Source organism: Roseovarius dicentrarchi (assembly GCF_003316635.1).
Taxonomy (GTDB): Bacteria; Pseudomonadota; Alphaproteobacteria; order Rhodobacterales; family Rhodobacteraceae; genus Roseovarius; species Roseovarius dicentrarchi.
Genome location: NZ_QNQP01000009.1, coordinates 14,713 through 38,920, shown reverse-complemented (window position 1 = coordinate 38,920; position 24,208 = coordinate 14,713). Strand labels below are relative to the sequence as shown.

General features: G+C 62.9%; 23 protein-coding genes. 10 read left to right on the top strand and 13 right to left on the bottom strand.

Annotated features, from left to right (window positions below; translation table 11 throughout):
* Positions 1 to 5: 5 nt before the first annotated feature.
* From DQ230_RS08345 to cysQ, 5 genes are all read right to left on the bottom strand, one after another.
* Positions 6 to 992 (bottom strand): glycosyltransferase family 2 protein, encoded by a 987-nt coding sequence (locus DQ230_RS08345; RefSeq protein ID WP_113912210.1) that lies wholly within the window; start codon positions 990 to 992, stop codon positions 6 to 8.
* 166 nt (positions 993 to 1,158) lie between these two features.
* Positions 1,159 to 2,202 carry a glycosyltransferase family 2 protein gene (locus tag DQ230_RS08340; protein WP_203228026.1) on the bottom strand — a complete coding sequence of 348 codons (1,044 nt, stop codon included), beginning with the start codon at positions 2,200 to 2,202 and terminating at the stop codon, positions 1,159 to 1,161.
* A gap of 37 nt (positions 2,203 to 2,239) precedes the next feature.
* Positions 2,240 to 3,223, bottom strand: coding sequence for a UDP-glucose 4-epimerase GalE (galE, locus tag DQ230_RS08335; RefSeq protein ID WP_113912130.1), 984 nt, complete (start codon positions 3,221 to 3,223; stop codon positions 2,240 to 2,242).
* A gap of 36 nt (positions 3,224 to 3,259) precedes the next feature.
* Entirely contained in the window at positions 3,260 to 4,153 is an 894-nt protein-coding gene (locus tag DQ230_RS08330; protein ID WP_113912129.1) for a UTP--glucose-1-phosphate uridylyltransferase, read from the bottom strand.
* A gap of 135 nt (positions 4,154 to 4,288) precedes the next feature.
* Positions 4,289 to 5,086: a 3'(2'),5'-bisphosphate nucleotidase CysQ gene (gene cysQ / locus DQ230_RS08325; protein ID WP_113912128.1), complete on the bottom strand. Its 798-nt coding sequence runs from the start codon at positions 5,084 to 5,086 to the stop codon at positions 4,289 to 4,291.
* Positions 5,087 to 5,219: 133 nt separating this feature from the next.
* On the opposite strand from cysQ, the gene DQ230_RS08320 reads away from it, so the two are divergent.
* A complete protein-coding gene (locus DQ230_RS08320) occupies positions 5,220 to 6,041 on the top strand; it encodes an ABC transporter permease (protein WP_113912127.1) in 822 nt (273 codons plus the stop codon).
* Positions 6,042 to 6,053: 12 nt separating this feature from the next.
* Here the strand turns inward: DQ230_RS08320 and glmM are convergent, their stop codons facing one another.
* On the bottom strand, positions 6,054 to 7,397 hold the full coding sequence (glmM, locus tag DQ230_RS08315; RefSeq protein ID WP_113912126.1) for a phosphoglucosamine mutase: 1,344 nt from the start codon (positions 7,395 to 7,397) through the stop codon (positions 6,054 to 6,056).
* Positions 7,398 to 7,554: 157 nt separating this feature from the next.
* Between glmM and DQ230_RS17080 the strand changes: the two genes are divergently transcribed.
* The gene (locus DQ230_RS17080; RefSeq protein WP_162497400.1) at positions 7,555 to 7,920 is read left to right on the top strand and encodes a VanZ family protein; all 366 of its coding nucleotides are present in this window, start codon (positions 7,555 to 7,557) and stop codon (positions 7,918 to 7,920) included.
* On the opposite strand, the gene pncA is transcribed toward DQ230_RS17080, so the two are convergent.
* Complete coding sequence (gene pncA / locus DQ230_RS08305; RefSeq protein ID WP_113912124.1) at positions 7,907 to 8,503, bottom strand: bifunctional nicotinamidase/pyrazinamidase; 597 nt, start codon at positions 8,501 to 8,503, stop codon at positions 7,907 to 7,909. The two genes, DQ230_RS17080 and pncA, sit on opposite strands and share 14 nt — an antisense overlap.
* Positions 8,504 to 8,605: 102 nt before the next feature.
* Here pncA and trhO point away from each other — a divergent pair, with 102 nt between their 5' ends.
* On the top strand, positions 8,606 to 9,520 hold the full coding sequence (trhO, locus tag DQ230_RS08300; protein ID WP_113912123.1) for an oxygen-dependent tRNA uridine(34) hydroxylase TrhO: 915 nt from the start codon (positions 8,606 to 8,608) through the stop codon (positions 9,518 to 9,520).
* 253 nt (positions 9,521 to 9,773) lie between these two features.
* Here the strand turns inward: trhO and DQ230_RS08295 are convergent, their stop codons facing one another.
* The gene (locus DQ230_RS08295) at positions 9,774 to 10,001 is read right to left on the bottom strand and encodes a DUF1127 domain-containing protein (RefSeq protein WP_113912122.1); all 228 of its coding nucleotides are present in this window, start codon (positions 9,999 to 10,001) and stop codon (positions 9,774 to 9,776) included.
* A gap of 260 nt (positions 10,002 to 10,261) precedes the next feature.
* On the opposite strand from DQ230_RS08295, the gene DQ230_RS08290 reads away from it, so the two are divergent.
* Together DQ230_RS08290 and DQ230_RS08285 are read left to right on the top strand one after the other, a co-directional pair.
* Positions 10,262 to 11,353: an Mrp/NBP35 family ATP-binding protein gene (locus tag DQ230_RS08290; RefSeq protein WP_113912121.1), complete on the top strand. Its 1,092-nt coding sequence runs from the start codon at positions 10,262 to 10,264 to the stop codon at positions 11,351 to 11,353.
* A gap of 39 nt (positions 11,354 to 11,392) precedes the next feature.
* Positions 11,393 to 11,794 carry a DUF2177 family protein gene (locus DQ230_RS08285; protein WP_113912120.1) on the top strand — a complete coding sequence of 134 codons (402 nt, stop codon included), beginning with the start codon at positions 11,393 to 11,395 and terminating at the stop codon, positions 11,792 to 11,794.
* 20 nt (positions 11,795 to 11,814) lie between these two features.
* Here DQ230_RS08285 and DQ230_RS08280 read toward each other — a convergent pair whose 3' ends face one another.
* Positions 11,815 to 12,333, bottom strand: a complete 519-nt coding sequence (locus tag DQ230_RS08280; RefSeq protein WP_113912119.1) for a peptidoglycan-binding domain-containing protein — start codon at positions 12,331 to 12,333, stop codon at positions 11,815 to 11,817.
* 173 nt (positions 12,334 to 12,506) lie between these two features.
* Here DQ230_RS08280 and DQ230_RS08275 point away from each other — a divergent pair, with 173 nt between their 5' ends.
* Positions 12,507 to 12,746 (top strand): hypothetical protein, encoded by a 240-nt coding sequence (locus tag DQ230_RS08275; protein WP_113912118.1) that lies wholly within the window; start codon positions 12,507 to 12,509, stop codon positions 12,744 to 12,746.
* 16 nt (positions 12,747 to 12,762) lie between these two features.
* On the opposite strand, the gene DQ230_RS08270 is transcribed toward DQ230_RS08275, so the two are convergent.
* Both DQ230_RS08270 and DQ230_RS08265 read right to left on the bottom strand, forming a co-directional pair.
* Entirely contained in the window at positions 12,763 to 14,349 is a 1,587-nt protein-coding gene (locus DQ230_RS08270) for a phospholipase D-like domain-containing protein (RefSeq protein WP_113912117.1), read from the bottom strand.
* Positions 14,350 to 14,420: 71 nt separating this feature from the next.
* Positions 14,421 to 14,615, bottom strand: a complete 195-nt coding sequence (locus DQ230_RS08265; protein ID WP_113912116.1) for a hypothetical protein — start codon at positions 14,613 to 14,615, stop codon at positions 14,421 to 14,423.
* Positions 14,616 to 14,783: 168 nt separating this feature from the next.
* On the opposite strand from DQ230_RS08265, the gene DQ230_RS08260 reads away from it, so the two are divergent.
* The 3 genes from DQ230_RS08260 (at position 14,784) to DQ230_RS08250 (ending at position 20,700) form a co-directional block, all read left to right on the top strand.
* On the top strand, positions 14,784 to 15,407 hold the full coding sequence (locus tag DQ230_RS08260; RefSeq protein WP_238987462.1) for a YqaA family protein: 624 nt from the start codon (positions 14,784 to 14,786) through the stop codon (positions 15,405 to 15,407).
* A gap of 65 nt (positions 15,408 to 15,472) precedes the next feature.
* Positions 15,473 to 18,487, top strand: coding sequence for an aminotransferase class III-fold pyridoxal phosphate-dependent enzyme (locus tag DQ230_RS08255; protein ID WP_113912115.1), 3,015 nt, complete (start codon positions 15,473 to 15,475; stop codon positions 18,485 to 18,487).
* 92 nt (positions 18,488 to 18,579) lie between these two features.
* Complete coding sequence (locus DQ230_RS08250) at positions 18,580 to 20,700, top strand: DEAD/DEAH box helicase (protein WP_113912114.1); 2,121 nt, start codon at positions 18,580 to 18,582, stop codon at positions 20,698 to 20,700.
* A 109-nt stretch (positions 20,701 to 20,809) separates the two neighbouring features.
* Here DQ230_RS08250 and betA read toward each other — a convergent pair whose 3' ends face one another.
* Complete coding sequence (betA, locus tag DQ230_RS08245) at positions 20,810 to 22,486, bottom strand: choline dehydrogenase (RefSeq protein WP_113912113.1); 1,677 nt, start codon at positions 22,484 to 22,486, stop codon at positions 20,810 to 20,812.
* Between the two features lie 123 nt (positions 22,487 to 22,609).
* Between betA and betI the strand changes: the two genes are divergently transcribed.
* Positions 22,610 to 23,302, top strand: coding sequence for a transcriptional regulator BetI (betI, locus tag DQ230_RS08240; RefSeq protein ID WP_113912112.1), 693 nt, complete (start codon positions 22,610 to 22,612; stop codon positions 23,300 to 23,302).
* Between the two features lie 161 nt (positions 23,303 to 23,463).
* On the opposite strand, the gene pyrF is transcribed toward betI, so the two are convergent.
* The gene (pyrF, locus tag DQ230_RS08235; protein ID WP_113912111.1) at positions 23,464 to 24,162 is read right to left on the bottom strand and encodes an orotidine-5'-phosphate decarboxylase; all 699 of its coding nucleotides are present in this window, start codon (positions 24,160 to 24,162) and stop codon (positions 23,464 to 23,466) included.
* Positions 24,163 to 24,208: the final 46 nt, after the last annotated feature.

Here is a 24,208-nt window from a genome sequence, read left to right as displayed (position 1 = left end):
TTTTGTCATGCCCAGTTCCACTTGGACATGAGGCCCAAAATCTCAAGCTGTCGCCAGTTTATATATTTCTCGGACCATTTGCACCACAGCTCTGGCGTCTGGTCCATGTTCCTGAGGTACGCTTTGTATTCCAGCGAGGCGCGGTAATGCTGTTTGCGGCTGACTTCCTCCTCCGCCTTTTGGGCAAAGGTGTCGAGGAATTTGGCATGTAGCAAGATGCCGCTGGCGGCCTCGCCGCCCCATTCATCATAAACAAGGTTCAGACCGCGCGGCAGCAGCGTATGGGTTGAGCTGACATAGGCATAGCGGCGGTGCCATTTGACCAGCGGTATCTTGTTCAGGGCCGGCGCCTTTTTCGGGGTATCGGCAAAGAACAGGCGCGCGCGCGGGCCGCCCTGAATCCACAGGTTGCCGTATCTTTGGTTCTTTTCGATCATGTAATTGCCCGGATCGAACCACGATGCAATTTCCATGGGGTTTTGCCCGCGTTGGTAGGGCACCGCGTCCAGCCGCCCCTTGGGGTACATGTCCAGCAGCATTGCGCCAAAACTGCGCACGTTCGATCCGTCCAGCCAGTCGGTCAGCGCCCTGATCGGACGCGTATCGCAGAACGGATAGATGAAAAATTCGTCCGGATCGACAACCAGCGTCCAGTGGCCGTGGCCGTATTTACCCTGTAGCCCGTTCAGCCAATCGACACCAAAGCGCGCGCCCTTGTAGCTGGCTTTGGTGTGCCACAGCGATACGTCGGGCTGATCGGCCAGGAAATCACCGCCGCCATCGGTGCTGTCATTGTCCACGATCAGGAAATGATCAACACCCATCCGGCGGTAGTAATCCATGAAATAGGGCAGGCGGATATGCTCGTCCCGCAGGGTCGAGAACAGCAGGATATCGCCGGGGTTGATCTGGGTCGTTCGGTCAACCACCGGACGCAGGGTCAGGCCCTTGCGGGCGGCGCGCAGCTTGGCATGGCGGCGGCGCAGCCGCATGCGGTAAGATTGCACCACGCTCACGTTTGCCTGCCCCCGATCCTGACTTTGCATGCAGCATAGGCACCGTAGGTTAAGGTTCTGTTGCCTTGAGGCCGACGGGCTCTGCATGTGTTGGGCGCAGGATAAACCGTTGGCGCGCATGGGTAAACGCCTATTGCGCCGCTCACAGCCACGTTCCCCGCGACATCAGGCCCAGCGCCTCGAGATGGCGCCAGCCCCGGTAGCGGGTCGAGCGGTCGCACCACAGGTTCGGGTCGTCGGTGAGGCTGTCATAATATGCGTCATAAAGGCGTGAATTGGCGAAGTGTTCGCGCCTGTCTTTTTCTTCGGCGGACTTTTCGGTGATCATGTGCAAAAACTTGGTGTGCAGCAGGATGCCACTGGCACATTCGCCGCCCGCCTCGTCGTAGACGCGGTTCAGGCGGCGGGGCAGGGCCGAATGGGCCGAGCTGACATAGGCATAGCGGCGGTCCCATTTGATCAGCGGCACCTTGCCCATCGTCGGCGCGCGCCGCGGTTTTTCATGAAAGAACATGCGCGCCCTTGGGCCGCCCTGTATCCACAGGTTATGCAAGGTCTTATGCTTTTGCATCATATAGTTACCGGCATCAAACCATGTCAGGATATCGCACGGATCGGCGCCCGCCGCGTAGGTCTGCGCGCTGAGCTTGCCCTTGGGATACATGTCCAGCATCAGCGCCCCGAACGAGGCCGCGCCCTGCCGGTCAAGCCATTGGGTCAGTGCGGGCAGGGGGCGGGTGTCGTGGAACGGATAAATCAGAATTTCATCCGCATCGACGGTCAGGCACCAATGGCCGTGAGCATGCCGCATTTGCAACCATGTCAGCCAATCCACCCCGAACCGCGACAAACGATAGCTGTGTTTCGTGTGCCACAGCGAAACGTCGGGCTGCTGCATCAGATAATCGTGGGTGCCGTCGGTGCTGTCATTGTCCACGATCAGGAAATGATCGACGCCCAGCTTGCGATGATGCTCCAGGAAAAAGGGCAGGCGGATCGCCTCGTTCCGCATGGTCGAAAATGCAAGGATCGCGCCGGGGCGGATCGCGGCGGTCCTGTCGATTGCGGCGCGCAGTTGCCGCCGTTTGCGAAAGCTGCGCCACAGCAGGCGCCGCCGCTTCCAGCGCAGGCGGTATGCCATGGCCAGCGCCGCCGCCTGTTCCCTGAAATGCGCGCCAGATCGCATGCCCGCTCCGCCAGTGTTCTGCGGCGCAGGGTTGCGCCTAACGTTCGTAATGTCCAGATCGCTGCCAGCGCCAGGCATCTGAAATCATCTGGTCCATCGTGCTGCGCGTGGGTGTCCAGCCCAGCTCGGCCTTCGCGCGGGTTGAGCCAGAGACCAGCTTGGTGCAGTCGCCGGGCCTGCGCGGCCCCTCGATTACGGGAACGTCGCGGTTGGTGACTGCGGCGGCTTGGCCGATCACCTCGCGCACCGAAAACCCCGATCCCGTGCCAAGGTTGAAAACGCGGCTGCGCTTGCCCTCCTCCAGCCATCTCAGGCCCAGAACATGCGCATCGACCAGATCGCATACATGCACATAGTCGCGGATGCAGGTGCCATCGGGCGTGTCGTAATCGGTGCCGAATATGGTCAGCGCGTCGCGTTTGCCCCGCACGGCGTCCAGCAGCAGCGGCACCAGATGGGTTTCGGGCTGGTGAAATTCGCCGACCTGAGCCTCCGGGTCAGCACCGGCCACGTTGAAATACCGAAAGATGACGTGGCGCAGGTCATGGGCCGTCTCGAAATCGGCCAGCATATCCTCGATCGCGCGTTTTGATTTTCCGTAAGCGTTGATGGGATGCTGCGCGCAGGTCTCATCCAGAACCACGTTGTCCTGATCGCCATATGTCGCGCAGGTCGAGCTGAAGACAAAATCAAGGCACCCGGCCTGCACGGCAGCCTGCATCAGGGTCAGCGATCCGGCCACGTTGTTATGCCAGTAAAGCTCGGGCAGGCGCATGGATTCGCCCACCTGCGACAGCGCGGCAAAATGCATGACGGCGGCCGGGTTGTAGGCGGCAAACACCTGATCCAGCCGGGCGCGATCCGTCAGATCGCCCTGCTCGAACGGGCCGAATTTGACCGCATCCTGCCAGCCGGTGCTGAGGTTGTCATAGGTGACGGGGGTGTATCCCGCCGCGGCCAGCGCCTTGCAGGCGTGGCTGCCGATATAGCCGGCGCCGCCGGTTACCAAGATATTCGTCACGCTTCATTCGTCCTTGGGCTGGCCGCACGGGGCGGGTTATTCTGCGGCCTTGTCGGCTGCTGTGACCTCGTGCAGGAAGGCGCGCAGATCGTCGCGCAGATCCTCCCGCGCCAGCGCAAAGGCAACAGTCGCCCGCAAGAAACCGGCCTTCGTGCCGCAATCATAGCGATGGCCCTTGAAGCGGTAGCCGTACACCTCTTCGCCATCGGCGCGGGCGTCGTCGATCGCATCGGTCAGCTGAATTTCACCGCCGGCGCCAACCTGCTTCTTGTTCAGCTTTTGCAGCACCGTCGGTGTCAGGATATACCGCCCGATCACAGCCAGATTTGATGGCTGTGTGCCGGGCGCGGGTTTTTCCACCATGCCCTTGGTCAGCACCAGATCGCCCCGGTCCTCCTGAATGTCGAGAATGCCGTAGGACGATGCCTTGTCGTCCGGCACTTCCATGGCCGCGACGATATTGGCCTGCGTTTCTTCAAATGCCTCGACCATCTGCTGAAGACAGGGTTTGCTGCCGGCGATCACATCGTCCGGCAGGATAACTGCAAACGGCTCATTCCCGACCAGACGGCGGGCGCACCAGACCGCATGGCCCAACCCCAGCGGTTTGTGCTGGCGCATATAGGCGACTTCGCCAGAATCCATGTTGGTGGATTTCAAAATCTCAAGCAGATCGGTCTTGCCTGTTTTTCGCAAGGCCTGCTCCAGCTGGGGCGCGTTGTCAAAGTAATCCTCCAGCGCACCCTTGCCGCGGGATGTGACAAAGATAAACTCCTTGATGCCCGCCGCGCGCGCCTCGTCGATGGCGTACTGGACCAAAGGACGGTCGACCAGTGTCATGATTTCCTTTGGTACTGATTTTGTCGCCGGCAAGAACCGGGTCCCCAGACCTGCGACTGGAAAGATTGCCTTTGTGACTTTGGTGCGCATCGCCTTAATCCCTGAAACCTAATTTAATTCGAATCCACTATAACAAACCTTAGCCTGCGAACTTGGCGGATTTATGGCTTTGTGTCTTGTCGGATGGCGTTTGACTGGCGTGATCAATGGATGTGTTAAGCGCCCTCAAGCGTCCTTCACGATCACGCCCGGTGCGTGCGCTATGAAAAACGGGTTTTCATAACCGTCCTTGCCATAGGTCAGCGGGCTGTGATCGTCCAGTCGCACGACGCGCCCGCCAGCCCCGGCCAGCACGGCATGCCCGGCGGCGGTGTCCCACTCCATCGTCCGGCCAACGCGCGGATAAATGTCAGCCTCGCCTGTGGCGACAAGGCAAAGCTTGAGCGATGAGCCCGCGCTGCGGCTGTCCTTGACGGCGTATTTGGCGATGTAATCTTCGGTTGCCTGATCGCGGTGCGACTTTGATGCGACGACCATCAGCGCGTCATTATCGGGCGTCGATACGTTGATCGGCGTCAGGGTGCCAACCGCCGTTTTGTCCAGCGGGCCGGTCTCCTCGACGGCGCTGCCGTCTGGCTGCGTGTAGAACATGCGCCCCTTGGCCGGGGCATAAACCACGCCGCGCGTTGGCGTGCCGTTTTCGACGAGGGCAATGTTTACCGTAAAATCGCCGCGCCGGTTGATGAATTCCTTGGTGCCGTCCAGCGGATCGACGATCAGGAAGGTATCGGCGTTTTTTCCGTGCGAGGCGGCCTGTTCCTCGGTGACAAGCAGAACATCGGGAAACGCGGCCCGAAGCCCCGCGGAAATAAGCGCGTCGGCGGCCTCATCGGCGGCGGTCACGGGGCTGTCGTCGGATTTGGATTTGACGTCGAAATCATCCTGGCCATAGATCTGCATGATGGCGTCCCCGGCCTCCAGCGCCAGGCGCCGCATTACAGTGGTCAGCTGTGAATAATCCATGTCAAAAACTCCGGTCGGCAAGGGGCGCAACGCGGTGTTGCGGGAAAGGGTCGGGCCCCTTATGCTGACTTGGTAACGGAACAGCAAGAATTCCGTGTCAGACTGACGGCGGTAATGGCGCGAAAGCGAGTAGATGTTTCAGCAGGTCAAGCAGCGGTCGAAGCTGCATACAGCGGTTTCCATCCTGGAGCTGATTTACCACGCCACAGTGCGCGATGTGCGCAAAGCGCATGGTAATGCCCTGGTTGCGATCGGGTTGAACATCCTTCAGGCGCTGGTCTTTCTGGCGGCGTTTTACGTCATGTTCTCGGTTCTGGGGTTGCGCGGGGCGGCCCTGCGCGGGGATTTCCTGCTGTACATCATGTCAGGAATTTTTCTGTTCCTGACGCATGTCAAAACGCTGGGCGCTGTCGTCGGGGCCGAAGGGCCGTCATCGCCGATGATGAAACACGCGCCGATGACAACGGCCATTTCGATCAGTTCGGCGGCGCTGGGCGCGCTATATGTGCAGGTTCTGACCATGGCGCTGATCCTGTTCGCCTACCATGTGGCGGTGACACCGTTCGAGGTGGAATACCCCTTTGCCGCCATGGGGATGCTGCTGCTGGCGTGGTTCACGGGGGCCGCCATCGGGCTGGTTCTGCTGGCGGTCAAGCCGTGGTTTCCGACATTCGTCGCCACATTCGCCACCGTTTACCAAAGGGCCAACATGATCGCCTCGGGCAAGATGTTCGTGGCCAACATGCTGCCGTCCTACATGCTGAAAATGTTTGACTGGAATCCGCTGTTTCACACCATTGATCAGGCGCGCGGCTTTGTCTTTGTGAACTATTCGCCGTATAATTCCAATGTGACATACCCTGTTGTCGTGGCCATCGTTCTGACGATGATCGGGCTGATGGGGGAGTTTTACACGCGCCGCCATGCCTCGACCAGTTGGGATGCGCGGCGCTGATACAGCGCTGCCTTAGCCGGTGCTGCGCACGGCATCTGCGATTGTATCGACGACATCATGCAGCAGCGCCTCATCCTCGCATTCGGCCATGACGCGGATCAAGGGTTCGGTCCCCGAGGGGCGGATCAGAAGGCGGCCTTTGTCGGCCAAACGCTTTTCCTGCGCGGTGATGATATCCTGCACGGCGCTGTCTTGCAGCGGCGCGGTGCCAGCGCGCAGCGCGACGTTCACCAAAAGCTGCGGGACCGCGTCAAAACTGTGCAGCAGCGTGCTGGCTGGCTGACCGCTATGCACCATGGCAGCGAGAAATTGCAGCCCCGCAATCAGCCCGTCGCCGGTAGTGGCATAATCGCTCATCACGATATGGCCGGACTGTTCGCCGCCCAGGTTGAAGCCGCCCTCGCGCATCCGTGCCACCACATGCCGGTCGCCCACCTTGGTGCGTTCCAGCGTCAGGCCCAGCCCCTCAATATACCGCTCCAGCCCCAGATTGGACATCACGGTCGCGACCAATGCGCCGCCGGTCAGCGTGCCCGCCTCGGACCACAGCCGCGCAAACAGCGCCATGATCTGGTCGCCGTCCACAATACGGCCCATCTCGTCAATCAGCACGATCCGGTCGGCATCGCCATCCAGGCAGATTCCCAGATCGGCGCCGTGGCTGCGCACCGCGTCCGCCGCCGCCTGCGGCGAGGTCGAGCCGCATCCAAGGTTGATATTGTAGCCGTCGGGCGACACGCCCAGGGGGATGACGTCTGCGCCCAGTTCCCACAGAACTTCGGGCGCGGCCTTGTAGGCGGCGCCATTGGCGCAATCGACCACGATCTTGAGGCCGGTCAGGCGGGTCGCGCGCGGAATGGTCGTTTTGGCATATTCCACATACCGGCCCTGACCGTGTTCAATCCGCTTGGCGCGGCCAATGTTGATGGGCTTGGCCGGCGGAATATCGCCGGACACGATACGCTCGATCTCGGCCTCGGACGCATCATCCAGCTTGAACCCGTCCGGGCCGAAGAACTTGATCCCGTTGTCGTGATGCGGATTGTGGCTGGCCGAAATCATGATGCCCAGATCGGCCCGCATCGACCGCGTCAGAAACGCCACGGCAGGCGTCGGCACCGGCCCCAGCAGCAGCACGTTCATCCCGGTCGAGGCCAGCCCGGCAGTCAGTGCATTTTCCAGCATATAGCCAGAACGGCGCGTATCCTTGCCGATGACGACCCGGTGGCCGTTCAGCCCGTCCTGCCGAAAATGCCGCCCCGCCGCCGCCCCGACCCGCAGCGCCATATCGGCGGTCATGGGGTATGTGTTGGCCGTTCCGCGAATGCCGTCGGTGCCAAAGATTTTGCGCGTCATAAAGGGTGCCTTTCGCGGCTGCTCGGGGTGGCGATTTGCGCCTTCATATACCGTCCCGCTGCCGATTTGGCGAGGGCCGCGGCGGCTGTGTTGCAATAGCGGCGCGCGGCGGGCAGAAGAGGGCACCTGGCCGCCATGCACTTCGGAGCTTTGTTTGATGCACCTTCCGCCGACACTTCACCGCGCCGTGCCCTGGGCGTGGGCGGCGACCGCCCTGCTGGCGGCGGTTCTGTGCATCCTGACGCTGACGCCCCAAGCGCCGATGCCGCCCCGGCCCAGCCCAGACAAACTGTATCATTTCATCGGCTTCGGCGCGCTGGCGCTGCCGCTATGCTGGGTTTACCCCCGCCGCGCCTGGGCTGTTATCCTTGGGGTGACGGCCTTCGGGGGCGCGGTTGAGGTCATCCAGCCCTTCGTCGGGCGGGGCGCGGAATGGGCCGATCTGCTGGCCGATGCGCTGGGCGCCGTCGCTGCGGCCATTCTGGCCATTTGGCTGCGCCGGGTCTGGCCTAAACCAGCGTGACGCCCGCCGCGCGCATCCCGGCCAGCGCGGCATCCATCGACCCGTGCGCGTCAATCCCGCGGCACAGTGCCGCCTCAACCCGCACATCATAGCCCAGCTGCGCCGCATCGACCGCCGAAAAGTTGACGCAAAAATCCAGCGCCAGCCCGACCAGCGTTATTTCGGTAATGCCGCGTGTCTGCAAATATCCGTGCAGTCCGGTGGGCGTCCGGTGGTCATTCTCAAAAAACGCCGAGTAACTGTCGAGCGCAGGGTTGTATCCCTTGCGCAGAATCATATCGGCCCGGTCCGCGTTCAGATCCGCATGAAGCCGCGCGCCCGCGCTGCCCTGAACGCAATGGTCAGGCCACAGGATCTGCGGCCCATAGGGCATTTCCATGACATCCATCGGCTTGGCCCCCGGATGGCTGGACGCAAAGGAGGCGTGCCCGGCAGGGTGCCAATCCTGCGTGACCACGACGGCACCGAAATCAGCCATGCGCGCGTTGATTGCCGCGACCAGCGAATCGCCCTCTGGCACCCCCAGCGCGCCGCCGGGGCAAAAATCGTTCTGCATGTCGATCACGATCAGCGCTTCGGTCATGTCTACCTCCATCCAAGCCTTGCCAATGGGTAGGGGCGCGCGCGCGGCGCGTCAACAATGGGCCTCTTGCCGGGCGCGCCCGTTGGGATTAAAAGCCGCCGCATGTATACAATCGCCGCCCTTTACCACTTTACCGCGCTCAGCGATCCTGCCGCGTTGCAACCCCCGCTGCTGGCCCTGTGCCGCGCCGAGGGGATCACCGGATCGCTTATTCTGGCGCATGAGGGGGTCAACGGCACGATCGCCGGCAGCCGCAAGGGCATCGACGCGGTGCTGGCCCATCTGCGCGCGTGGCCCGGTTGCGCCGATCTGGAGCATAAGGAAAGCACCAGCAGCATTCAGCCATTTGGCAGGCTCAAGGTGCGGCTCAAGCGCGAGATTGTCACAATGGGCCAGCCCGATGTCGACCCGCGCGCCCGCGCGGGGCATTATGTCGCGCCCGCTGATTGGAATGATCTGATCACCCGGCCGGACGTTGTCGTGATCGACACGCGCAACGATTACGAGGTCGCCATCGGCACGTTTCAGGGCGCCGTCGATCCCGAAACCGCCAGCTTTCGTGAATTTCCCGCTTGGTGGGAGGCGAACAAGCATCGCTTCCATAACAAACGGATTGCGATGTTCTGCACCGGCGGCATCCGCTGCGAAAAATCGACGAACTATCTGCTGGGGCAGGGGGTCGAGGATGTCTATCACCTCAAGGGTGGGATCCTGAAATACCTCGAAGAGATCCCGCAAGAGGCCAGCACATGGCAGGGCGATTGCTTTGTCTTTGATGGTCGCGTGTCCGTCGGCCATGGCCTGGTGGAGGGGCCGCATCATCTGTGCCATGCCTGCCGCCGCCCGATCCTGCCCGCCGACATGCAGCGCGCCGAATACGAGCAAGGCGTTGCCTGCCATCAATGCACAGCTGAAACAACCGAGGCTGACAAGGCCCGCTTTCGCGAGCGCCAGAAACAGATGGCCCTGTCAGAGGCGCGCGGCGAACGTCACATGCAGAATATTCCGGGCAATTAAGCGTCCCGCCTGGCACATTCATCTTCTTGAAAATGCTAAAAAATCCGCCGCAGGCCCACAAGCGCTGCGCACAGATTTTGTACGTCCGATTACCGATGTCCAAGGATGCTCCCAGACGGTCTTGGCGACCGGGGACTGTTAGCGGCGACCCCCAGGGAGGAGGAGAGGGGTCGCCGCAATCGCCGGATACCTACAGGGAGGAGAAAAGATATCCGGAACTTGTGTGCCCGCCAGATGCGGCGGGCGAATTCTGTTAACCGTTCTGGCGCGTGCCGTAGACCGCCTGCCACGCGTCGCTGTGGATCGAGTAGCGGCTCAGGCCCAGGTCGGCCAGCTCATGCTCGGACAGTTGCGACAGCGCATTCACGGTCTGGCGGTACGACCGGCGCTGGGCAAGACGGGATTTGACGTCGCCAAGAACCGACAGAACGGACTGAAACGCAGTAGGGCGTGACGTTTGTGCGTGTGATGCATAGCTCATGATCGACTTCCTCTATTTTGCGCGGGTCCAGCGCCTCTTGCGCGTCTAAGCGCCGGGTGGCTGGCCCATTCATGTTGTTGCCGTCTACATACGCCTTTGCTGCGGTTGCACAATGGACACCGGAGCAATGCTGCTATGCGGCAAATGCATAAGTAAGACTTACCTAAAGTCACCCGGATTTACTGGATTTTTCCGGATCACACTTGCCCTTCAACCAAAACCTGCCACGTATGGGCCAAGGCATCTGAGAAAGGGACGACATGACTGTCACGCGCGCTGAGATCGAGGCCGAGCTGGCCCGCATTCAACTTCCCGGTGGGGGCGATCTGATGTCGCGCGACTGGGTGCGCGCGCTCAGCGTCGAGGGCGGCGAGGTTCGCTTTGTGATCGAGGCGCCCAGCCCCGAAATCGCGCGCCAGTCCGAAGGCGTGCGCGCCGCCGCCGAACAGGCCGTTTCGGCGCTGGCCGGTGTCGCCCGCGTCAGTGCGGCGCTGACCGCCCATGGCCCGTCGACCAAGGCGCCCGCGCCGCCGCCGCAATCGGCGCCGCCCAGCCTCAAGATCGGCGGTCATCCGACGCCGCAGCAAGGGTCGATGAAGCCGGCCAGCGTCAAGTCGATCATTGCAGTCGGCTCGGGCAAGGGCGGCGTCGGGAAATCCACGGTGTCCTCGAACCTCGCCGTTGCGCTGGCGCGGGCGGGCAAGCGTGTGGGCCTGCTGGACGCTGACATTTACGGCCCCTCCCAGCCGCGCATGATGGGCCTGTCCAAGCGCCCTGCCAGCCCCGACGGCAAAACGATCGAGCCACTGCACGCCCATGGCGTCACGGTGATGTCGATCGGTCTGATGCTGGACCCGGCCAAGGCCGTGATCTGGCGCGGTCCCATGCTGATGGGCGCGCTGCAACAGATGATTTCTCAGGTGAAATGGGGCGAGCTGGACGTGCTGATCGTCGATTTGCCGCCCGGCACCGGTGACGTGCAGCTGACGCTGTGCCAAAAGGCCGAACCGTCGGGCGCGATCATCGTCTCGACCCCGCAGGACGTGGCGCTGCTGGATGCGCGCAAGGCGATGGATATGTTCAACACACTGAAAACACCGATCCTTGGCATGATTGAAAACATGTCCACCTATGTCTGCCCCGAATGTGGCCACGAGGCGCAGATTTTCGGCCATGGCGGTGTTGCCGCCGAGGCGGAGAAGCTGGGCGTGCCGTTCCTTGGCGGGTTGCCGATTGATCTGGACACGCGGCTGGCCGGGGATGCGGGCGTGCCCATCGCCGCCGGCGACGGGCCTGCCGCCGCCGCCTATGGCGCCATGGCCAAACGCCTGATTGATGGCGGCCTTGTCTAAGGTCCGTTTCACGAATTACACCTCATGCAGGAGCCGCCCATGACCCTTGTCATCCTTTATATCGTCACCTTCGCCGTGTTCCTTGGGATCGATTATCTGGGCCTGAGCTACATCATCAAGCCCACGTTCGAGCAGCATATCGGCGACATCATGGCCGACAGTCCCCGCCTTGGCCCGGCGGTGATTTTCTATGCGTTCTATGTTGGCGTTCTGCTGTGGTTCGTCAGCTGGCCCGCGCTGGAGGGGGGCAAATCGTTGATGTGGGTATTCGGATCCGGTGTACTGATCGGGGCGATGGCCTACGGCACCTATGAGTTCACCAATCTGGCAACGCTCAAGGATTGGACATGGCGCATGGTTGCGACTGATTTCACGTGGGGCAGCCTGCTGACGGGGGTGTCGGCCACCGCCGGTGTGGCCGTCGCGCGCGCCTTTGCCTGACTGCGCCGGATGCGGTGGGCCTAGCCTTTGGGCAGGTCCACCGCGACAAGACCCAGTTTGCGCGCCGACGCCATTGACACGATGCCGCTGTTCAGCCCGTCCGGTTTCTGAAATTTACGGATGGCGGCGCGGGTGCGAGCGTCGATCTCGCCGTTGACCGGGCCGCGATAGAGATCGCGCGCCTCCAGCGCGCGTTGCAGCGAGCTGACGAAATCGGGGGTCAAATCCGCCGGGCAGGGCGTCTGAAACCACGTCACCTTGCGCTCCTCAATGATGGCCTGATGGGTTTCGGTCCGGTAGATGCCGGGCGCGGCGATTGTGCTGTCGCCCTTGGCGCCGGCGGGCTGAACCAAAACCTGCTCGGTCACCGTTTCGATGACCGCAGGCGTCACCACCTTGCCCCAGCAGGTGCCGGGTTCGGCGCCGGGCGGCGCTTCGGCCAGTGTTTCGACGATGTCAGGCTCGCCCCGGCCCGCAAGCGACGCATCGCAACCTGCCAGCAACAGTGCGGCGAGCAGTGGAAGGGTCCGGAGTGTCAAAATGCGCGCGCCTCAAATGCGGTCTGTGCCGGGTTTTACCCGACGTTAGCCGCTTTTGCGCGCGCGGGGAAGCCTTGGGCGCGTGGCGGCGCCTTGGTGGAACATCCAGCGCGTGGGTGGGTTATCCCTCAAAGCGATCCTTGAGATCAATACAACCGCAAAGGAGTGTTTCCATGACCAAAGACGTCGCCAATGACGGGGCCGGACGCGTCGCTGATGATGCGCCCGACCATCCGCAACGTATAGACGATCCGCATAACACGCGCGCCGGCCCCGGTGATGCGGGCGCGCAGCGCAGGCCCGAGGTTTTGCCAAGAACGCCGAAAACACCCAAGGCGCGGTTCGCCCGCATCGGCCTGTGGTTTATCGTCCCAACGGCGGTTTTGCTGGCGCTATACTGGGCGCTGATCTAGGTCGGCGGCCGTTTTGCTAGACCATCGCTTCGGGGATGCCGGGCAGGCGCATGCCGAATTCCTGCGCTGGTCGCACATCATAGGGCACCAGAAACCCCTTCCGCGCATCAGGCGCGGCATCGGCATTTTGGCGCGCGCGCTCCGCCCACAGGGCCGCTGCGGTGGTTGCGTCAAAAAACTCCGGCCCGGCATCGGGGCCGAGCCAGTGACGGAATATCCGGTCGCGCAGCTGGGTGACATGCGCCTTTTCGCTCAACATGACACCAGCCTCGGTGTCCCAATTCAAAGACCGCCCATTGAGGTTGGCCGACGATACGATTGCCCGGTCACAATCAAAGACAGATACCTTGGAGTGGACGTAGATGATCGGCGATCCGCATAGCGTATCGCGCCCATCCGTCTTCAGCGCCTTGGGGCGCACCGGCGCGCATATGGTGAACCGATCCCCAAACGCGCCGCGCAAGATGGCAACGCATTTCGCCTGAAGAAACTCGCCATATCGCGCATCCGATCCGGTGCTGCCATCAAAGGCCACAGTTTCGGGCGCGGCGGGAACCACCGCGATCAGCGTCAGATGCGGGTTCGACCGTGCGGCGCGGGCCAGCCGGTGGCAAAGCGGTCTGTCGCGCAGGAATTGCGTTTCCAGATATATCAGGCCCCGCGCCCTGTCGATCAGGCGCAGGTGATCGTCTGCAATGCTGCGCACCACGGGTTTGGGGCCCAGAAACGGCCAGTCGGTCTTGCGCTTGCGCGACAACGTCCGCAGAAGGCGCCCTTCGGCGGTCGGGGCCGCGCGTCCGGCGACGATTTCCAGAAATTCATGCAGATGATGGTGGACATCGTCGGCCACCGGCCCCCGGCACATCAGTTGCACGTCCTGCCACGTCTCGTTGCGCACGCGCTGGTGGCGTTTGTCGTCGTAGCGCCGTTCGTCCAGATCGAGGCCGCCGATAAACGCTGTATGCCGGTCGATCACGCATATCTTTTGATGATGCGTGCCGGGGACCAGCGGCGGAACAGGCCAGCGCCGGGCGGACAGCGTGCCATCGCCGGTCTGGCGAAGCAACGGGCGCAAGGCCGGGCTGCACTCCAACCTTCGCGCGCGTTCGGCGGCGGGGGCGTCGTTCAGGCGCCTGGCGGTCTGGTTGATTTCCTTTACCAGACGCGGCCACAGCAGCAGGCGCGGCGCAATGCCGACGCGGGCCGAGTGGGTGGCATTGGTCACGGTCAAACGCGCCTGCGGCCCGGCAAGCTCGCGCGCGTTCACGAACGCGCGGCGCGATTTCCACGACGCATAATGCAGTTCGGGCGCCAGGACGGGATCGAAGTCTGACAGGACGAACGTCATCTTGACGCCCTTCTTCAGCACATGCGTGATCAGATCGAACCAATCTTGCCCAATCGCACGCCCTTCTTCGCTGCGCAATTTGGTGCTGAGGTCAAAGACCCGGTATCCTGCTGATATCTCTGACTGGGCTGACAGAAACGCACGCTCCATCGCCGGGTATACTTCCTCGGCGGTCAATAGCACCTCGACGTCGTCCGGATTGGTTGATCCGGACGACGCCTTGGTTACATGACGGTTCGGCTGCTCTGCGCACATATATCCCCCTGCCGACATCAAGGCTGGCACTGCTGTCAATCATGTCAGGTACAGATGGGGTGCGCACGCGTCTAGCGATCATCCTCGTCCTGCGCGCTCAGTTTGCGCAGCAACTCCTCCATCTGAGGGGGTAGTTTTTGAGGCGCGGCCTCGCGATAGGCGCGCTGAAGATTGGCCGCGACAGTGTCTGTTTCGATCATGCTCATCATATCAAATGCCTCACGCTCAGCGTTGGCGCGGTTGCCCGGCCCGGCTTGCGCCCTCATGGCGCGTTGAGTTTCAAACCGGCGGCAAGGGTCAAAGGTTCCGTTATAGGTCCAAGTTAGGCATCTGTTGCTGAAAAACCAGTTAACGGCTGGCCGAATGTTTTACATCGCGGCGACTGGCAGGGGCGCCCGCTCTGGAACTTCGCATCGTCTGCGGCGTTTGCAGGCATGACTCAGACCCAGACAACCGAAGACCGGCCCAATTCGGGCAGCGAAGCGGGCCAGCAGGCCAAGACCGACGGCTGGACCGCACGCCTGTCGCGCAGCACGGGCGGGCTGGCTGCGCTGTCCTTTGCCGAAAGCACGGTGGTGCCCATCCCGCTTGAGACAATCGTTGTGCCGCTGATGGTGGGCCACCCGCGCCGTGCGCTGAAAATCGCGCTGGCCATCTGGGTGGGGTGCATTGTCGGCGCAACCTTGTTTTACGGGGTCGGCCTGCTGTTGGCCGATCCGATTGTGCATCCGGCGCTGGGCGCGCTGGGGCTGGAGGATAATTTTCAGAAAATATCCAACGATCTGTCCGGAGGAGGATTTTTCTGGACGATTTTCCTGGTGTCGTTTTCGCCTGTGCCGATGCAACTGGCCACGCTGGGTGCCGGAACCGTGGGGGGGAACCCGCTGACCTTCATCGCGGCGATCGCCCTGTCGCGCGGGCTGCGGTATTTCGGCATGGCCATTCTGGCGCAGTTTGTCGGCACGCGGATCGCGCATCTGCAAATCCCCAAAGGCTGGCTGGTTCTGGGCATTGCCGTGCTTCTGCTGGCCGGTTGGGGCGTGATGCAACTGCTCTAGGTCGATAGCGCTTGTCATTCAGCCCCGCATTTTACATCAAGGTTGCGAATGACCGGGGGGATGACATGACGAACCAATGGCAGCAGTTGCTAAAGGCCGAGTGGAATATTGACGCGCGGCTGACCCAGCTTGACGGGGAATACGATCTGAACTTTCGCGCCGTCGCAGGCCGGGGCGACTATATCCTCAAGGTGATGCGCCCCGAATGTGATGCGTCTTTCGTTGATATGCAGGTTGGCGCGCTGGCACATGCGCTGTCCGCCGCCGATTTGCCCCTGCCGCGCCCGATTGCGGCGCTGGACGGGGCGTATGTTGTCACGGCCAGTGATGCCGATGGCCAGCCGCGCCTGTGCTGGGTGCAGGAGGCACTGGCGGGGGGCTGCTATGCCGATTTTCGGCCCCATTCCGCTGAGCTGATCGAGGATCTGGGCGCGCAGGTCGGTGCGCTTGCGCTGGCGATGAAGGACTACACGCACCCCGATCTGGGCCGCGATCTGAAATGGAACCTTATGCAGGCCGGCTGGATCACAGGCCATGTCGCCGCGGTGCCAGAACCTGGGCGTCAGGAGATTTTGCGCCAGATCATCGCGCAGTTTCAGGCGCTGGCGCCCGGACTGGCGGCGCTGCCGGTGCAGGCGATCCATAATGACGTAAATGACTACAATATACTGGTGTCGCTGGAGGGCGCGCGCGCCGCTGTGTCGGGCCTGATTGACATGGGCGATATGTGCGCCGCCCCGCGCATCTGCGATCTGGCAATCGCGGCGGCGTATGTCGTGCTGGACCACCCCGCGCCCGAGGCGGCGCTGGAGGCGCTGGTGCGCGGCTATCACCGGACCAACCCGCTGACAGGGGCCGAGCTGGACATGCTGCTGCCGCTGCTGCGCATGCGGCTGGCGGTGAGCGTGGTGAATTCGACCCTGATGGCGCAGGAAAACCCCGATGATCCTTATGTGACCATTTCGCAGGCGCCCAGCTGGCGGTTCCTTGAGGGGCCGCAACCGGACGGTGATCTGCTGGCCTACCGCCTGCGCGCGGTGTGCGGGCTGCCCATTGATGACGCGGCGGCCCGCGTGATGGCGTGGCTGGATACGGCGCGCGGCAGCTTTGCCCCGGTGATGGAGGGCGATCTGGCCGCCGCGCCCATGGGCGCGCTGTCGGTCGAGGCTTGCGCGGTGCCGCGCGATCCGTTCCATTTGGGCCGGCGCGAGGCGGCGATGATCGGCGCAGACCTCTTTGACCCCGAGCAGACATGGCTGGGCTACTACGGCGAACCGCGCCTGATCTACACTGCGCCCGCGTTCCGCAAGGGGCAGTGGAAGGCATCGAACCGGCGCACCGTGCATCTGGGCATTGACGTATTTGCGCCCGCCGGCCGCGCCGTTTGCACGCCGCTGTCCGCAACGGTGCATTTCACCGAAAAGCGCGACACGCCGCTGGATTACGGCGGCATGGTGATCCTTGCCCATGTCACACCCGAGGGCGACACGTTTCACACGCTTTATGGTCATCTGGATCCGGCCAGCTTTGCCCACCTGCGCGAAGGTCAGGCACTGGCAGCGGGCGAGGCGTTTGCCGCGCTGGGCGATGATACCTGCAATGGCGGCTGGGCGCCGCATCTGCATTTTCAACTGGCGCTGACGCTGGCAGGCATGGGCACCGACTGGCCCGGCGTTGCCGACCCGGACGACGCGGACCTGTGGCGCGCCATCTGCCCGAACCCCGCCGCGCTGATGAATTTGGCCGATGCCAATGTCGCCTATACGCCCCCGGACAAGGCGGCGGTGCTGGAGATGCGCCAGCAGCATTTCGGCGGCAACCTGAAGCTGAGCTACAGCGATCCGGTCATGCTGTTGCGCGGCTGGCGGCATCACCTGTTTGACGATTGGGGGCGGCCATATCTGGACGCCTATAACAACGTGCCACATGTCGGCCACGCGCATCCGCGCATTCAGGCGGTCGTGGCCGATCAGCTGCTGCGCATGAACTCGAACACCCGCTATCTGCACCCCGCTCAAGCGGCGTTTGCCGAAAAGATCCTGTCGAAAATGCCGCCGCACCTGTCGGTTTGCTATTTCGTCAACTCGGGCAGCGAGGCGAACGAGTTGGCCCTGCGCCTTGCCCGCGCGGCCACCGGCGGGCGCGGCATCGTCACGCCCGATCACGGCTATCATGGCAACACCACCGGCGCGATCGACATTTCGGCCTATAAATTCAATGCCAACGGCGGCATCGGCCGGCCCGATCACGTGGCGCTGGTGGATCTGCCCGATGATTATCGTGGCCCGCACCGCCGCGACAATCCGCAGGCTGGCGGGCTATATGCCGCCCAAGTGCAGGTGGCGATCAAGACGCTGCAAAAACGGGGTCATGCCTTGGCCGGCTTCATCGCGGAAACCTTCCCGTCGGTTGGCGGCCAGATCATCCCGCCGCCGGGCTACCTGAAGCAGGTGTACAAGCGTATCCGCGCCGCCGGCGGCGTTTGCATTGCCGATGAGGTGCAGACCGGGCTGGGCCGGCTGGGCCAGCATTATTTCGCGTTTCAGGCGATGGACGTATCCCCCGACATGGTCGTGCTGGGCAAGCCCATCGGCAACGGCCACCCCTTGGGCGTGGTGGTCACAACCCCGCAGATCGCCGAAGCGTTCGCGCAAGGGCCCGAGTTTTTCTCGACCTTCGGCGGCTCTACGCTGTCTTGCCGCGTGGGCAAGACGGTGCTGGATATCGTCGATGACGAGGGGCTGGCGCAAAATGCCGCCGCCATGGGCGCCCGCCTGATGGCTGGGCTAAAGACGCTGATGGCAAGGCACGAGGCGATTGGCGACGTGCGCGGCATGGGCCTGTTCGTGGGGGTCGAGCTGGTGAAAAACCGCCGCGCGCGCAGCCCGGCCACCGATATCGCGGCCTATGTGATGAACCGTTTGCGCGCGCATCGCATCCTGATCGGACGCGAGGGGCCGGACGACAATATCCTGAAAATCCGCCCGCCGCTGACCATCGACGCCGAAGGGATCGACATGATCCTGTATCATCTGGATCTAGTCCTGGCCGAGACGGGGGCGCAGGTGCCGGCCCGCTGACCCTATACATCGCGGCCCGTAAGGTGTAGAGGCGGCAGCTTGCGCCCGCTGCCTCTGCGCGCGCCCTTGAAACAGCAGAAAAATCAGATCCCGTGAAAACAGCACTTGCCGATGCCATTGCCGCCCGTGGTTACACCACGCTCACCCCTGTTCAGGAGGCGGTGACGAATCCTGACCTTACCGGCGTTGATATGCTGGTGTCCGCCCAGACCGGATCGGGCAAGACGCTGGGCTTTGGCCTGGCGATCGCGCCGACCCTGCTGGGCGATGATGAAAAGTTCGACGGCGCCGGCGCGCCGCTTGCGCTGGTCATCGCGCCCACGCGTGAGCTGGCCTTGCAGGTCAAGCGCGAGCTGACATGGCTTTACGCCGGGGCGAGTGCGGTGCTGGCGTCCTGCGTCGGCGGCATGGACATGCGCGACGAGCGGCGCGCGCTGGCACGGGGCGCGCATATCGTCGTCGCCACGCCGGGGCGCCTGCGCGATCACATCATGCGCGGCTCGATCAATCTGAGCGCCTTGCGCGCCGTGATCCTTGATGAAGCGGACGAAATGCTGGATCTGGGATTCCGCGAGGATCTGGAGTTCATTCTGGGCGAGGCACCGGATGACCGCCAGACGCTGCTGTTTTCCGCCACCGTCCCCGCCGCCATCGCCAAGCTGGCGCAGGGGTATCAAAAGGACGCCGTGCGCGTCAGCACGGCAAATGCCGAAGCAGGCCAGCACGCCGATATTGAATACCGCGCGATGAATGTGTCGCCCCGCGACGGCGAAAACGCCATCATCAACGTGCTGCGCTATTACGAATCGCCCAACGCCATCGTGTTCTGCAACACGCGCGCCATGGTCGCCCGCCTGACCACGCGCCTGTCAAATCGCGGCTTTGCCGTCGTCGCGCTGTCGGGCGAGTTGACGCAATCGGAACGCACCCACGCGCTGCAAGCGATGCGCGACGGGCGCGCCCGTGTTTGCGTGGCGACCGATGTAGCCGCGCGCGGCATCGACCTGCCCAACCTCGATCTGGTGGTGCATGCCGAACTGCCCGGCAGTCACGAGACGCTGCTGCACCGTTCGGGCCGCACAGGCCGCGCGGGTCGCAAGGGCGTCAGCGTTCTGATCGTGCCCCCCGTAGCCCGCAAGAAGGCCGAGCGCATCCTGAACTGGGCAAAACTGCGCGCCGAATGGGGGCCAGCGCCTTCGGCTGACGAAGTGTCGGCCAAGGACGAAGAGCGCATGATGAATGACGAGGCGTGGTCGGAGGCGATCACCGAAAGTGAGGCGCCCGCCATCGCCAAGCTGATCGAGCGGTTCACGCCCGAACAGATCGCCGCCGCCTATCTGCGCCAGTATCACAGCCGCCATTCGGCGCCCGAGGATCTGGGTGATCCGGGCGAAAAACCAGCCCCGCGCGCGGCCTTCGGCCCGTCGGTCTGGTTCTCCGTGTCCGGCGGGCGTGACAAGGGCGCCGAGCCGCGCCGCCTGCTGCCGATGCTGTGCAAGGCCGGCGGGATCACCCGCGACGATATCGGCGCGATCCGCATCGGTGATAAAGAGAGCTATGTGGAACTGCGCAAGCCTGCCGCCGCCGGCTTCAAAGCGTCGATTGGCGAGAATATGCGCGTCGAGGATGGCGCGACCGTCACCGAACTGTCGCAGCCGCCCGCCATCGCGCAGCGCGCGGATAGCAAGCCGGGCGGCAGACCCGCGCCAAGCGGGCCAAAGCCCGAGTGGAAGAAACCCGCCCGCAAAGGCCCGCCGCCAGCCAGCCAGCTGGACGATCTGCCCGCGATCCTGCCGCAACGCGAACAGGCCAAACCGGCGCCGAAAAGCACTGCACCGGTGCAATACGACGACGCGCCCGCACCGCGCACGAAAAAGCCCAAATCCGCGCCGACCACCGCGCCGGGCAAGCCCCGTTTCGCCAAGGGCCCAAAGCCTGACTTTACGCGCGACGGCGCCGTGACAGACGCGGCGGCAAAGCCCAAATTCAAGGGCAAGCCGGGCAGCTACACCAAGGATACAACCCCGGTCGGAAAACCCTCCAGCAAGAAAAACCGCGCCCGCGCCGCCGCGAAGGCGGGCGAGGGGTACAGCAGCAAACCCGGCGGTGCCGCTGGAAAACCGGCTGGCAAGCCCTATGCCAAACCGGGCGGCAAACCTGCCGGTAAGCCGTTTGGCAAACCGCGCGGCGCCCCAAAGGGCGGCAAAAGCTGAAACGCTGTCGGCATGCTGCAAGCATATCGGTGAACTGAAACGCGCGCCACATATGAAATGTGGCGCGCGTTTTGATGAAATCCGCCCCTCGGGTGACCGCGAACACGCGTCAGGCGGGCACTGCGGCCTTGATCGTGTCCCGCCACGCGGGGTGGACCCATGGCCGCTGATTTGATGCAGGCAGCGGGTCACGGCCCAGAATCATGTCGGACGCTTTTTCCCCGACCATGATACTGGGACCGTTCAGATTGCCATTGGTGATGCGCGGAAAGATCGAGCTGTCGGCAACGCGCAGCCCGTCCACGCCGATCACCTTGCATTCAGGGTCGACAACGGCAGCGGGATCGTCTTGCGCCCCCATCTTGCAGGTGCCGCAGGGGTGATAGGCGCTTTCGGCGTGCTGGGCGATGAAGTCATTCAGCTGCGCGTCGCTTTGCAACGCATCGCCCGGCTGAATTTCCTTACCGCGATAGGGGTCGAAGGCGGCCTGCCCAAAAATCTCGCGGGTCAGACGGATGCAGCGGCGGAAATCCTCCCAGTCGCTGTCATGGGACATGTAGTTGAAGGCGATTTCCGGCGCGGCCATCGGATCGTTTGAGGCCAGACTGACACGCCCGCGTGAGGCGGATCGCATCGGGCCGACATGCGCCTGAAACCCGTGCCCCTCGGCGGCGGCCTGCCCGTCATAGCGCACGGCCATCGGCAGGAAATGATACTGGATATCGGGATATTCGACGCCCGGTTTCGACCGCAGGAAGGCCGCGCTTTCAAACTGGTTCGACGCGCCAAGGCCGGTTTTGCCGAACAGCCATTGCGCGCCGATCATCCCCTTGGACCAGATATTCCAGTGTTTGAACAACGTGATCGGCTGCGTGCAGGCCTGCTGGATATACAGCTCCAGATGATCCTGCAAATTGCCACCGACGCCGGGGCGGTCCGCGACCACATCAATGCCATGCTCGGCCAGATGCGCCGCCGGGCCAATGCCCGACAGCATCAGGATCTTGGGCGAATTGAAGGCGGAGGCGGCCAGAATCACCTCGCGGTTTGCGGTCACGATCTGGATCTTGCCGCCGCGCTCGATCTCGACCCCGGTTGCGCGGCCATCCTCGATGATGACGCGGCGCACATAGCAGCGCAGCAGATCGCAATTCGGACGCTTCAGCGCGGGGCGCAGATAGGCATTGGCGGCGGACCAGCGGCGGCCCTTGTAAACGGTCTGCTCCATCGGGCCAAAGCCCTCTTGCTTTTCGCCGTTGTAATCTTCGGTGAATTCATACCCGGCCTGACGTCCGGCCTGCACGAATGTCTCGAACAGCGGGTTATGCCTCGGTCCCCGTGTGACATGCAGCGGCCCATCCGTGCCGCGCCACTCGGGATCGCCGCCATGGCCGCCATCGGTCCAACTCTCCATGCGTTTGTAATAGGGCAGCACGTTTGCAAAACCCCAGCCAGTGGCGCCGCTATCCTGCCAGTGATCAAAATCGCAGGCATGGCCGCGCACATAGACCATCCCGTTGATCGACGACGAGCCGCCGATGACTTTGCCGCGCGGCGCGGCCAGACGGCGATTGTTCAGATGCGGCTCGGGCTGGGTGGTGTAGCCCCAGTCATAGCGCTTCATGTTCATCGGATAGCTGAGCGCGGCGGGCATCTGAATGAACGGGCCAGCATCGCTGCCGCCGTATTCCAGCACCAGAACGCTGTGCTTTCCATCCTCGGACAGACGGTACGCCATGGCCGAACCGGCCGATCCTGATCCGATGATGACGAAATCGGCCTGCATGAATATCCCTTTCCTTGCCGGTGGTCTGCGATACTTACCAACGGTCAGTTTTATAGTCAAAAGGTAAATCTTGTGGGTCCTCGGACCTCAAGATAAGCTAAACCCTCATCTGGGTAGCGAGTCATGGCACGGCGATCCATACGGGACATCAGACGGGCAGAACTGTCGCAGGCCGCATTTGATGCGTTGGTCCTGCATGGGATCCGTGGCACCACGCTTGACCGCGTGGCCAAGATTGCCGGCGTCTCAAAGGGCGTGGTGCTGCACCACTTCAAAGACAAGGACGCGCTGTTCGAGGGGGTGCAGCGCACCGCGAACACCGTTCTGCGCGATTGCGTCACCGAATTGCTGCACCACGCCGAAACGCCGCTGGAGCGGCTTTATGCGATTATCGTCGGCAATTTCGCCGCGCCGGTCTTTCAGCAGGAGATTTGTCACGCCTGGATATCGCTCTGCTCGGACGTGCCGCATAACAAGCAAAGCCAGCGCATCCAGACGGTTGTTCATGCGCGGATGCGCAGCAACCTGATGAGCGCGCTGCGCCCCTTGGTCGGGGAACAGATCGCGCCCCGCATCGCGTTTCATTTGCGCACCGTCATGGACGGAATATGGCTTCGCGCCAGTTTTCAGATTGCCCCGATGGAGGGTGCGACGGGTGTCGCCGAGGTCGACTTTGCCGCGCGCCACCTTTTGTCAGGCGGAGACATTTCCGCGGCCGAGTTCGACGCAGCGCTCGCCAAGATGGAAGCTATCGGAACACTCGTCCTGACCACCCGCGCCTTTCGCGATCAGGCGCTGACGGTAACGCCGCGCTGATCAACGCCGTTGGCAAAGGGGGCTTTGCCCCCACGTTGAAATCCCCTGCGGGGCTTCCAACGATCCCCCAGGATATTTTTGGCAAAAAGAAATGGCCCCTGTATTTCTTCTTGCTTCAAATATCCTCGCCGAAGGCGACCTTTTGGTAGGGCGGCGCCAATCTACGGCAGGCTGGCAAGGATGTCAGCGGCGGCTGCGGCAGGATCCCGAGATGCCCAGATCGGGCGGCCAACCACGATATGGTCTGCACCGGCTGCAACGGCGCTGGCGGGGGTCGCGACCCGTTTTTGATCGCCCAAGGCGCTGCCAGCGGGGCGAACGCCGGGGGTGACGATAAGTTTCCCTTCTGCTTCAGGCAGCGCGCGGATCATAGCGGCTTCTTGGGGGGAGGCTATGACGCCGTGCGCGCCTGCATCAAACGCGCGCGCGGCACGGGTGCTGACCAGATCGGTGATATCGCCCGGAACCAGCAAGCCTGCATCCAGGTCCGAGCGGTCGAGCGATGTCAGGATCGTTACAGCGAGGATTTTCATCTCCTTGCCGGATGCGCCTTCACGGGCGGCGCGCACAACGTGCGGATCGCCGTGAACAGTGAGGAAATCCAGATCAAACTGCCCCAAGCCGCGCACGGCAGCTTCGACCGTGGCGCCGATGTCAAACAGCTTCATGTCCAAGAAAATTCGCTTGCCGTGCTCGACCTTAAGCTCATTGGCCAGCGCAAGTCCGCCGCCAGTCAGCATTCCAAGGCCGATTTTGTAAAAGCCCACTTGTGGACCCAGCTTTTCAGCCAGTTCTAATCCTTGTAGCGCGTTTGGCACGTCCAATGCGACGATGAGGCGGTTGTCGGGATTACTTGCCATGGGACGCTCCTGCTTGCGGGGTTCCATGGTTCTTCCCGGTTTCATT